11 protein-coding genes and 1 pseudogene are annotated in these 11321 nt (G+C 68.9%); 7 read left to right on the top strand and 5 right to left on the bottom strand.

The window, feature by feature from the left end:
- Window positions 1-206 precede the first annotated feature (206 nt).
- From ADK52_RS36630 to ADK52_RS36655, 6 genes are all read left to right on the top strand, one after another.
- The gene (locus tag ADK52_RS36630) at window positions 207-464 is read left to right on the top strand and encodes a hypothetical protein (RefSeq protein ID WP_053694158.1); all 258 of its coding nucleotides are present in this window, start codon (window positions 207-209) and stop codon (window positions 462-464) included.
- A 7-nt stretch (window positions 465-471) separates the two neighbouring features.
- Window positions 472-1449 (top strand): ATP-grasp domain-containing protein, encoded by a 978-nt coding sequence (locus ADK52_RS36635; protein WP_234344404.1) that lies wholly within the window; start codon window positions 472-474, stop codon window positions 1447-1449.
- 274 nt (window positions 1450-1723) lie between these two features.
- Complete coding sequence (locus ADK52_RS36640; protein ID WP_053694160.1) at window positions 1724-2458, top strand: dienelactone hydrolase family protein; 735 nt, start codon at window positions 1724-1726, stop codon at window positions 2456-2458.
- Between the two features lie 363 nt (window positions 2459-2821).
- Window positions 2822-3823, top strand: coding sequence for a DUF4344 domain-containing metallopeptidase (locus tag ADK52_RS36645; protein WP_234344405.1), 1002 nt, complete (start codon window positions 2822-2824; stop codon window positions 3821-3823).
- A gap of 138 nt (window positions 3824-3961) precedes the next feature.
- Window positions 3962-4489 carry a hypothetical protein gene (locus ADK52_RS36650; protein ID WP_053694161.1) on the top strand — a complete coding sequence of 176 codons (528 nt, stop codon included), beginning with the start codon at window positions 3962-3964 and terminating at the stop codon, window positions 4487-4489.
- Window positions 4490-4665: 176 nt separating this feature from the next.
- Window positions 4666-5259: a hypothetical protein gene (locus ADK52_RS36655; RefSeq protein ID WP_053694162.1), complete on the top strand. Its 594-nt coding sequence runs from the start codon at window positions 4666-4668 to the stop codon at window positions 5257-5259.
- A gap of 143 nt (window positions 5260-5402) precedes the next feature.
- Here the strand turns inward: ADK52_RS36655 and ADK52_RS36660 are convergent, their stop codons facing one another.
- Window positions 5403-7004 carry a carbohydrate binding domain-containing protein gene (locus ADK52_RS36660; protein ID WP_199828605.1) on the bottom strand — a complete coding sequence of 534 codons (1602 nt, stop codon included), beginning with the start codon at window positions 7002-7004 and terminating at the stop codon, window positions 5403-5405.
- Window positions 7005-7474: 470 nt separating this feature from the next.
- Here ADK52_RS36660 and ADK52_RS36665 point away from each other — a divergent pair, with 470 nt between their 5' ends.
- Window positions 7475-8209 (top strand): alpha/beta fold hydrolase, encoded by a 735-nt coding sequence (locus ADK52_RS36665; protein WP_053694164.1) that lies wholly within the window; start codon window positions 7475-7477, stop codon window positions 8207-8209.
- 157 nt (window positions 8210-8366) lie between these two features.
- On the opposite strand, the gene ADK52_RS36670 is transcribed toward ADK52_RS36665, so the two are convergent.
- From ADK52_RS36670 to ADK52_RS36685, 4 genes and pseudogenes are all read right to left on the bottom strand, one after another.
- Window positions 8367-9125 (bottom strand): MerR family transcriptional regulator, encoded by a 759-nt coding sequence (locus ADK52_RS36670; protein WP_053694165.1) that lies wholly within the window; start codon window positions 9123-9125, stop codon window positions 8367-8369.
- Between the two features lie 139 nt (window positions 9126-9264).
- Window positions 9265-9579 (bottom strand): hypothetical protein, encoded by a 315-nt coding sequence (locus ADK52_RS36675; protein ID WP_053694166.1) that lies wholly within the window; start codon window positions 9577-9579, stop codon window positions 9265-9267.
- Window positions 9580-10120: 541 nt separating this feature from the next.
- Window positions 10121-10636: a GNAT family N-acetyltransferase gene (locus ADK52_RS36680; protein WP_053694170.1), complete on the bottom strand. Its 516-nt coding sequence runs from the start codon at window positions 10634-10636 to the stop codon at window positions 10121-10123.
- Window positions 10637-10678: 42 nt separating this feature from the next.
- A pseudogene (locus ADK52_RS36685) lies at window positions 10679-11321 on the bottom strand (short-chain dehydrogenase); the annotation flags it as partial.

Below are 11321 nucleotides of genomic sequence, written 5' to 3' on the forward strand. Positions count from 1 at the left end.
GCCCGGCCGTGCGGGAGCCGCTCGGCGTGGCCCCGGGCGAGAAGCCAAGGGCGTGGCGGAGGGGTCGGGGCTGATGGTTCGAGTAGTTCGAGTTTCCACCACCGCCCGTCGCCCAGGGTGCAGTTGGGGTGGGCGACGGAGACCCCTTGGTGTTTTGATGGAGATGAGTGTCAGCACACATCGGGTACTGATCCGAGGTGAGAACCATGCCAGAATTCAAGATCGGCGAACCGCTGGACGACGATGCGGAAGGTCTCGTAAAGATGCCTCCCCCCGTTGTCCTCAGTGTTCAGGCGAACTCCTTCGTCCCCATGCGGACCCCTGAACAACTTCGGACCTGGGAAGCCAACGTGCGGCTCACCACCGGCCTCGAGATCGTCGCCGAGAACCTCGCGGGGGTTGCCTGCGAGACGGGGTCGAACTTCGGAAAGGCATGCAACAGCGACGACTCCGGTATGCAGTGACGTGATAGTGACCGTCTCCCACCGCGACGACCTGCACGCTCTCGCCGTTCAACACGCGGTGCGCACCAGGGGGTCCTACGACTTCCACATCGTGGAGTCCGACAGCATCAGCGGCAGAGAGGGAGTCTCCTGGAACTCGCACAGCGAGGAAGAAGAGGGGACTCCTGCGGCGACATTCCTCACGTCAGAAAACGTGAGGATCGCGGTCGAGGACGCGGAACTGTTGTGGTGGCGTCGGCCCAAGATGGACCAGGAGACCACAGCGCACGGGGGTACCACCCACGAACGCGGCCTCGTCAACAACGACTGCCGCGGCGCACTTGGCGGAGCGCTCGCTGCGACCTTTCGAGGCCAGTGGATCTCACCGCCTCAGGCGACCGACCGGGCTTCCGACAAGCTGTACCAGCTGAGCGTGGCCCGAGAGGCCGGGTTCCGAGTGCCCCGGACGCTCGTCTCGCAGTCTCGCGAAGACGTCATCGCGTTCTCTCGGCGAGTCGGGCGAACCATCGTCAAACCAGTGGTCGGCGCTCGCGGGCCGGCGCTCTACACGCGCTGGCTGGATGCCCCTGACACGATCCCGGTGTCTTCCTTCGAGATATGTCCAGCCATGTATCAGGAGTACGTCGAGGGCCGCCGGCACATCAGGCTCAACTGCTTCGGGGAGCAGATGTACGCCGCCCTCATCGAGACCGATGCACTCGACTGGCGCCCCGATCTCAACGTCCCCATGTCCTGTTGGCCCATCCCTGATGACCTCCGCCGAAAAGTGGGCACGGTGCTGCACCGGTTGGGGCTGCGCATGGGTGTGATCGACCTCAAGCTGACACCAGAGGGCGAGCCCGTATGGCTTGAGGTGAACCCCCAAGGCCAGTTCCTGTTCCTCGAGCCCCTGACGGGCGAGCCACTCACCGAGCACTTCGCTGACTTTCTGCTCTCAGCGGCCGGCACCCCACGCCTGCGGCGGAGCGGTGAAGGCGGTCCATGAGGAGTACACACTCCCCCTCGCCCCGCTGTTCGGGGGTTCAACGCGGCGGCGGACCGGATCATCGACGATCCGGGGCATCCGGCTACGGACCCCGCGCAGGAAACCCGCTTGGCAGGCCACCGCGACCACTGCTACGTTTCCGGAGGCCGTGCGAGAGAACGAGGAGGTGGTACCCGTGAACATTTCGACATGGGTGCTCTCCTCCGGGGTCACGGTCGGGCGATAGGTCGTCGTCCGGGAGCGCCATATCTGAGCACTCCCGAAAGGCACGACCATGCAATTCACTTCTGAGCAGTGCCTCGACGACGGCGTCCTCGAGCGCGAATTCACCCTCGGTGAGATCCCCGGCATCCTGTGGACGCCCGAATCCGCATCCGCACCGGCGCCGCTGATCCTGCTGGGCCACCCTCCCCTCGGGCTGCGCAAGATGTATCCCCGACTGGTGGACCGGGCCCGGCACTCCGCGGCTGAGGGCTTCGCCACGGCCACCATCGAGCTCCCCGGAAGCGGCGACCGCCCCCGTTGGCCCGCCCTCGATCAGGCACGCGCCGACCTGCGCCGTGCGATGGCGGCCGGCGAGCCGGTCGACGACGAGCTCATCAACGCCCTCGTCCTCCCGCTCGTCGAAAAGGCGGTCCCGGAATGGCAGGCCGCCCTGGACTCCCTCCTTTCGCTGCCCGAGATCGGCGGACCGGTCGGGTATTCGGGGGGAGTGATCTCCATCGGGATCCGGCTGGCGGTGGTCGAGCCGCGCGTCTCGGCCGCCGTTCTGTTCGCCGGCAGTTTGGTACCTCGGGCGATGTTCGAGGAGGCCCGCCAGGTCACCATTCCGCTTCACGTCTTGCTGCAATGGGACGACGAAGGGAACGACCGGCAGGCGGCCCTGGACCTGTTCGACGCCTTCGGCACCAGGGAGAAGACCCTGCATGCCAATCTCGGCGGGCACACCGGCGTGCCGGAGTTCGCGGGGGACGCCGCCAACCAGTTCTTCATCCGCCATCTGAGGTGAAGCCGGGCCGTCAGGCCACCAGCAGACGCTGAGCCGCACTGAGCAGGAAGCGGCTCGTTGAGGGAGATGCCCCGGCACTCCTCTGGTGCTTGTGGCGTGGGTCCCTGCCAAGTCGGCAGGGACCCACGCTGTCCGAAGTCATGAGCAGTTCGATTTCTGCCGTCCCGTACAGCCCAGCGCAGTCATGGACGAGGGGCGAGGAGCTGAGCCCGTCCTCAGCTCAGGCTGCGGCTACCGCGCCGCTGTCGAGCGGCTGCCCAGGAGCGCGTCCCACCAGGGTCCCCCGAACGGACCGCTCGACAGGCACCCGCCTCCGGTCGGCCGGAGGATGAGTACAGGAACGTGCGACGGGAGCCGAGCAGGATGCCGAACACCGCCGGTCGCTCGAACAGGGCGCGCAGCGCTCTGGCAGGCATGCTGGTCCTCGCCGGGGTCGTCATGACCGGATGCGGCGCAGAGGCCCGAGACCCAGGGCAGGGCCCCGGAGCAGGACCTCACCCCCAGGCAGCACGCTCCGGCAGGGTCACCGTCGTCTACGAGGACAGGACGGTCGAACCGCAGGACCGGCAGGTCGTGGCACTGATCCGGAACTCCCGTGTGCTGGAGCGGGTGGCCGGCTGGGTGAACGGAACGCTCACCCTCCCACACGACCTGGTCGTGAAAGTCACCGCCGAGGTGCCGCCCGGCGTCACCGACGCCGTCACCCAGCCCGATGGCAGGACGATCTTCGTCCCGCCGTCGTTCCTGGCTGAAATCAAGGAGGCTCTCACCGACGTCGTCAAGACCACCGAGCGGCCGTCCCCGTTCCCCGCGTCCGAGTACAACGCCGATGACCTGACCGTGCTGTCGACCGAGTTCATCTTCGGCCACGAGATGGGCCACGCCCTGCAACGCCAGCTCCTCCTGGCCAACCTCGGCCTGGAAGAGGACGCCGCTGACGGCTTCGCGTCCTTCTACACCATCAACGAGGTCGGGCCCGGACCATCGCTGGCGGCCGCGATCCTCTTCGACGAGATCGCCCGCAAGGAGGGCCGGCTGACCCTGGAAAACCTGGCGAGCGACCACCCCGTCACCCAGCAGAGGGTCTTCAACTTCCTGTGTTACCTGGAAGGCAGCGACCCGAAGAAGTACCAGCAGCCCCTGGTCGACGGCGGCTACCTCCCGAAGACCCGTGCCCCCCTCTGCCCACAGGCGTGGGCGATGCTGGACTACGGCTGGTGGACCCAGCTCCAACCCCACTTCAGCGGGCCGTTCAAGGCCCAGGGTGACATGGAGCAGAAGAAGGCACGCGTGCGACTGACCGCGGAAACGAACGCTCTAGCGGAGCGGATCGACGAGCTCCGCCGCAGCCAAAGCAGCAAATGAGCCCGTCCGATGCAGCGCCCCCTCGGCCGCTGCGGTGCGAGCACCTCGCGACCCCGACCGTCACGAAACGGCAACACCGGCCACGACCCTCCCCGAGAGGAGGTCAGATGGGGCTCCTCACGCACCCCGGGGGATCCGATGAACCGAGCCACCCACGCCGCTGCAGCCGTCATCACCACCGCACTGCTCGCCGGCTGTAGCGCCGCCACCAGCACACCCAAGGCCGCCCCCAGCGGACAAACCGCCGCCCCCGCGCCGGCCCCAAGCAAGGCCGCGGCCGACGCCGCCGGCGCCTTCGCGGCCATATCCGCCGCCGTACCCTCCGCCAAGCTCGGCGGCACCGTCACCGCCGAGAACGATCCGAACCACTTCCTCGGGCGCCCCCACCAGTACACGTCGAAGATCACGTTCACCGACGGACGGATCCCGGCCGACCAGACCGAGGGCAACAAGCCCGGCGACGTCGAACTCGGCGGCAGCATCGAAATGTTCCCGGACGCAGCCGACGCCAAGGCCCGTCACGACTACATCCAAACCGTCACCAAGGGCATCCCCACCCTCACCGAATACGACTACCTCCACGGCACGACCCTGGTCCGCGTCAGCCGCCTCCTCACCCCGGCACAGGCGGCCGACTACGAGAAGGCCGCAGCCGTACTCCCCTGACCGAACACCAGAATTCCGGCCAGATGCGGGGGAAGACCCCGCCATTCCACCGTGCGAGGCGCCCGGCCCGGACCAGCCGGGCAGCAGGCTGAAGCCACGACTGCCCGGCTCGGGGCCAGGGCGGAACACCCAGCAATTCGGGGGATCTCATGGAATCACGCGTACCCGTGCGCGGTATGACCGCAGCGTTGGTCGCCGCCACGTTGACGGTGCTGCTGTCCGGCACTGAGGCGGCCGCCGTCGATTGGCGGCCTCGGCCGGGGATGATCTACCTCTCCGACATGCCGAAGGACGGCACGACTTGGTACGGCAGTCCGGCCTCACGGGGTTGGACCGACCTGTCCACCTGCACCGGCTTCTGGCCGGACCACCATCGGCCCGAGGTCAACGTCTGGCACCGGGAGGTCAACACCTCCGAGACTGCCTCCGGCATCCAGAACACCGTGGTCTTCGAGACGGAAGCCGAGGCCATCGCGTTCGCTGCCCGGGCCCGTCAGGCCTACGCGGACTGCCCGGTCCGCGAGGGCGAGCGGCCCAACGTCATCGCGACCGGTTACGACTACGGGGCGGTGGACGTGGAGGAGGGGGCAACCGTCCAGGGCATGCGAATCGCTTACACGTTCAGCGAGCAGTACCACAACCACCTCTTCGGCGTGGGGCGCGACGGCGACACGGTCACGCTCGTGGAGTGGGAGAGCAACTGGAGTGCCCCGCCGGTCGACTTCTTCAAGAACACCACGCTGAAGAACGCCGTGAACCGCCTCTACTGACCCGCGCGGCCACACCGTCGGCAGCCGCTCCGAGAGCGGGCGGCCGCGCCCGGTCGGGCCGACTCGTCCGCCGGCCTTGCCGTAGCCGGGCGCCGGGCGCCGGGCGCCGGGCGCCGGGCGCCGGGCGGGAAGTCAGCGGGACGTCAACGGCTCTGCAGGCTCTTGACGTTGTCGCCGAAGGTCCAGCCCTTTGAGCCGTCCCAGTTCACCGACCACGTCATGAGCCCCTTCAACGACCCGCCGAAGGCGTTCCAGGACTGGCTGACCAGGTTCGGCGCCATGTAGCCGCCGCCCGCGCCGGGTTGCGCGGGCAGACCGGGTACCTGCTTGTCGTAGGGCACCTTGATGGTGGTGCCCTGGATGGTCAGGCCGTTGTTCAGGCACGTGGTCTGCGCGGTGAAGCCCTGGACCGTGCCGGCCTGGTAGGAGTCGCCGGAGCAGCCGTACATGCTGCCGTTGTAGTACTGCATGTTCAGCCACCACAGGCGGCCGTTGTCGGCGTACTTCTTGATGACCGGCAGGTAGGCGCCCCAGATCGACCCGTAGGTGACGCTTCCACCGGTGACGTACGCGGTTTCGGGGGCCATGGTGAGGCCGAAGCCGGCCGGCATCTGTGCGAGGACGCCGTCAATGATGCGGATCAGGTTGGACTGGGAGGGGGACAACGTGTTGATGTTGCCGCTTCCGGACAGGCCGGTCTCGATGTCGATGTCCATGCCGTCGAAGTTGTACTTCTTGAGGATCGGGACGACGGTCGCCACGAACTTGTCGGCGACGGTACTGGAGCTCAGGTCGATGCCGGCGGCGGCTCCGCCGATCGACATCAGGAGCGTCGCCCCGGCTGCTTTGGCCTGGCACATCTCGGCGGGCGTCGAGACTTTGACACCAGCGTCCATGCCGTCCTGCCACAGGACGGTGCCGTCCGAGAGGATCACCGGGAAGGCGGCATTGATGACGTTGTAGCCGTGCGCGGCGATCCGGCTGTCCGTGATGGGGACCCAGCCCATACCGGGGTGGACACCGTTGGAGGCGCCGTCCCAGTTCTCCCAGTAGCCCTGGAGGACTTTGCCTGACGGCCTGGGCTTCGTGGGGCAGGTGTCACCCGGCGGGGTGGTGGTCGGCGGCGCGGTGGTCGGCGGGGGCGTGGTCGGCGGGGTGGTGGTTGGTGGAGCGGTGGTCGGTGTGGGGGTCGGCGTGGGGTCGGCTCCGCCGGGGCCGCTGAGCGAAACGTCGTCCGCGTAGTACGCGGGCTGCCCGTACCAGCCGTGCAGGTAGATGGTCACTGAGGTGGTGTTCGGCCCGGTGGTGAAGGTGACACTGAGCTGGCTGTATGACGGGCTGTTCGGCGTCCACGTGGACGGGGTGCCGGTGATGCCGGTGCCGGTGGCGCCCAGGTAGACGTAGCTGCCCTGTACATAGGCGCTCAGGGTGTACGGGGAGTTGGGCCGCACACTGATGGTCTGGGTGCACTGGGCGTTGTCCTGACCGGTCGGTTCCGCCTTGAGCGCGGAGCTGCCGGAGCGGACCGGACTGCCGACGGCCCCGGCGGCACCGCTGGGGCACGTCCAGTCGGACAGCCCGTCCTCGAAGCCGGAGTTGGCCACCAGGTTGGCGGGGGCGGCTCCGGCCGTGACGGAGCCGCCCACCGCGAGGCCGGTGGCGATGACGGCAGCGGCACTGACCCCGGCGAGGGAGCGCCTCAGGACGGCCGGTCTGTGCTGGGTGCTCCGGCCGGTCCGGTTCACCCGCAACGTGCGCTCCGCACTTCTTCCGTTCGGGCGGGGAGCCCCGAGCGGCTCGCTCCCGACCTGGTCGCCCTCGGGTCGGCCGGGATCGGGGCAAGGGCGGACATCGCCCGACGTACGTGGAGCGCGCGACCTTCGACGGAACATGCTGCGCTTCCTTCCCGCCGGGTGTCATGGGCATGACTGACGCGTGGGAGCGTGACGCCCGGCCTGGGTGAGGGGGTGACATGGGGGGTGTGCCGGACCGGATCGTAGGAGGACCGGCACACCCCGTCAATAGGTCTGGACCATTGGTCGGTCGAGGTGGTCGCTCCGCCCGCTCTTCCGTGATGGCTGCGCCCGTCGCGCGTGGGCGGTGCGGACGGCGCGGTCCGAGCGCGCAGGGCCGCCTGGCAACCGGGGGGCGACGGGTATCACGTCGCCCTGTCAGTAGAGTTGGGCAGAGGAAAGAAACGATCCTGGGGGGATTCATGTGGGCAGATGATGTGCCGCCTATCGTCTTCGTGCACGGGACGCGCTTCAGCGCAGCACAGTGGAGTCCGCAGCTCGCCGCTCTCCACGAACGCTTTCCGGTGGCCGCGGTCGACCTCCCGGGCCACGGCCCCCGTTCAGCCGAACCATGGAGCCTTGACGCGGCGGCGGAGACCATCGCTTCGGCGGTGGACTCGCTCGGTCGCGGGCCGGCCGTGGTGGTCGGGCACTCGCTCGGCGGGTACGCCTCCCTGGAGTTCGCGCGGCGTTGCCCCGACAAACTGCGCGGGCTCGTCCTCGCGGGTGCCAGCGCCTCGACGCGAGGCGGCTGGGCGATTCCGTACCGGTGGACCGCAAAGGCCGTCCCCCGCGTACCCGCGGACCGGCTGACCCGGTGGAACGACCGGTTCCTGCGCCGCCTCTATCCGCTGGACGTGGTGGGGCCGACCATCCGCGCCGGATACGCCTTTCACACCGTGCCGGCCGCATGGGGCGAGGTACTGGGCCGCTTCGATGCGGGTTCCATGCGCCATGTGGCGGCGCCCGTCCTCATCCTCAACGGCGAGAAGGACACCGTCTTCCGGTCCGGCGAAAGGGACTTTGCCCGCGCCCATCCGCAGGCAAGGATCGAACTGATCCCGCGCGCACGGCACCTCGCGAACTTCGACGACCCAGCTGCCTTCACCAGCGCCGTCTGCCGCTTCGCCGAGCAACTGCCCCTTTCCACCAGCTGAATTCCCCACGCTCCGTCCACATACGGTCCGGGCCATGGCCATCGAACGACGCTCGGCAGCAGCCCTCGGATAGGCAGTCGTCACGGAAGAGCGGTCAGAGCCGGACAGCGCGGACGGCAGGGCCGCCGCCCTTCGCCGCGGCGGCCCTGCCCACCGTTCAGGCGAGACGGTTGACGGCGTAGGCCTCGATGGCGTCGCGCTGGAAGGCGGCCAGGCCGGGGGCGATCGTCTCGTACGCCGTGCGCCACACGTCGTTGTCCACGCAGGCACGCCCGATGGCCCGGTACTCCTCAGCGGCCACCGCGCGCAGATCGGTCAGCGCCCGGTACTGGGCGTCGATCTCAGCCTGTACCGGGTCGGCGTCGACCGGGTGGCCGGCGGCCATGAGTTCGGCCAGGCGGATCATCTGCGCGGTACGTGCACGGTGCCCGGTGTCGGCGTCGGCCTGGCTCATTCCCGCGGCCCGCTGTGCGAGCGCTTCGGCGAGCTCGGGGAATTCGGCCATGTTGTGCTCGTAGTGGGCGGGTGTCACACCTTCGAAGAGGTTCTCGGGGCGATTGATGGTCATGGGGGTGCCGTCCTTCCTGGACTGCTCCAGTTCGATGATCGTGCGCGAGACGGTGACGGCCAGGGCATCGAGCCGGTCCCGCTCGGCAAGCAGGCGCCGGTGGTGCCCTTGCAGGGCTTCGACCTCGTCGACCTGCTCGGACAGGATCCGAGCGATCTCCGGCAGGCCGACGCCCAAGGACCTCAGCACGAGGATCTGCTGCAACCTCAGGAGCTGGGACTGCCCGTAGCGGCGGTGGCCGTTGGCGCCGATCCGGGCCGGCGGCAGCAGACCCGTCTCGTCGTAGTGGCGCAGGGTCCGAGCGGTCACGCCCGACATCCGGGCCACCTCCGCGATCGGCCAGTCCATCTCCGGCTCCCTCACGATCACCTCACCCGGCCGGTCTCTCCGGCTCTGGTCACGACCGTAGAAGCTGACGCAACGGCAACCGCAAGCCCTCGCGAACCGCGCCCCTGCGCGTCAGTCAACGACACGACCGCAGCGACGATCAGATGCTCCCGAGGGATCGGCTACGCGGGCGGCGAGCGCCATCGGGCAGGCCGGCGGACTCCCACCAGGCGACCACTCGGGCCGCCATCGCGTCGGGCCGCAGGCCCAAAGGATCGAGGCCGAAGTGATCCTCCAGCTCGTGCCGCAGGAACTCACCGATCTCCGTCTGGCTGGTCCCGCCACAGAGCCGCCCCAGCAGAGGGGCGAGCATGCAGTCGTACTCGTCCCGCACGAGGTCAGCGACGCCGATCGGATCCCACTCGTTGAGCAGATGCCGCAGGTCGTTCTCGGTGGAGGTGCTCCAGGGTTTCATCGCCTCAGACTGTCATCCGAGAACGGCTGCCGTCACTCGCCCCCATCCTCCCGGGCGACCTGCCATCAGGGCGGGGACAGAGGCCGCGCCCCCGCGCCCGGTGCAGCCATGCCTGGAGCGGGCGAGGAGGGGTAGGCACTGGTCAAAAGGCTGGCGAGGGGGATGACGCGACCCGTTTGGGCGGGCTGCCCATCCAGCCCCTCCGCCTGGACGGGAAGGCCGAGCAAGCCTGAACCGGCCACGAGCATCGCCGTACAGGCTCCGACGACCACGCCGCGGAGGCTCGAACGGTAGGACACGGGGATCTCCCTGAAGAACGCGCGAACGGACGAACTCCGGAACTCAAGCAAATCCGCTGTCGCCGGGGCTGCCGACCATCCGAGTGACTCCACGGCCGGTCCGCGGCGCTCCGGCACGGCTCGCCGTACGCCCCTTGAGGGGAAAGGGTTTTGCGCCCACTCCTGCCGATCCGCCGCTACCACCCGCTCGGCCGGTGCGACGCGGCAATGCGCCCCCGCCGACGGCTACGGCGCCCGGAGTCTCACAGCACGCGCTGGTAGCGGAGCTCGGTGAGCGTGATCCCGTCGTAGACGTCCTCCTGAGCCGCGCCGTCGGCCTGATAGCCGGCCCGTTCGTAGAAGTGCCGGGCTCGTTGGTTGTCACGCAGAACCCACAGAGTTGACGCCCCGATGCCCTGGCCCTTCATCTGGGCATGCGCCTCGCCCAGGAGGATCCGGCCGATGCCCCGGCCGATCAGATCCGGCGAGACGTACAGGGCGTAGACCTCACCAACCAGTCCTGGACCGGACACGTCACCTTGACACGGCCCGAAGCAGATCCACCCCACCGGGCCACGGTCTCCGAGGGCCACGAGGTCTCGTGACTTTCGTTCGGGTCGAGAGAACCGCTGCCGCCGTTGACCGGCATCGGCTTCCACCGTCATGGCATCCAAATACGTCTCGGGAACGATGCCGGCGTACGCCGCCTGCCATCCTCGGACTCGGATCGTCGAAACGGCCTCGATGTCGGCCGCGTCCATCTCCCGCACGTGCACCATCGAGCCACCGTAACGGCACAGGTGCCCCACACGACAGCCGGCTCATCCGGGGAGGGCGCCGGGGGCGGTGCCGGTCAGACCGCAGCTCGCGTCCCACAACCGCGCGGCGACGGAGGGGTCGGTGAGGTGGTTCCACACCGGTTCACTTCGGGGCTCGCCGCGCAGGCCGAAGACACGCGGTCCCCACAGTTGGCCTCCACGCACGGCCGGGTCGAGTACCGCTCGGACCGCGGACCATGCGCCGGCGTGCTTGCCCTGGACGAGGAGGGCGGCGGGTGCCGCGCTCAGCCGCGCGCCGGTGGTTCGCACATGGACCGGTGGCCGGGACGGGGTGAGGGAGTCCAGCGCGCCGCCGGGGTGGACCACCACGCTGGCCACCGTGCTGCCGGCGGCGCGCAGGCGGCGGTCGAGTTCGACGCCGAAGTACATCTGGGCCAGTTTGGAGCGTCCGTAGGTGCGCTTGGGCTGGTAGTCGTTCCGGGACTGGAGGTCGTCCAGGTCGAGCCGTTCGGACTTCGCCGCGAAGCTGCCCACGGTCACGATGCGGGCCGACGGCGCGGCCGACAGCAGCGGCATCAGCCACCCAGTCAGGGCGAAGTGCCCGAGGTGGTTCGTGCCGAACATGAGCTCGTGACCGTCTCCGGTCTCCTTGCGCGGCGGGTCGTCGAGCGCGACGCCGGCGTTG

The organism is Streptomyces sp. WM6372 (assembly GCF_001279655.1).
Classification (GTDB): Bacteria; Actinomycetota; Actinomycetes; order Streptomycetales; family Streptomycetaceae; genus Streptomyces.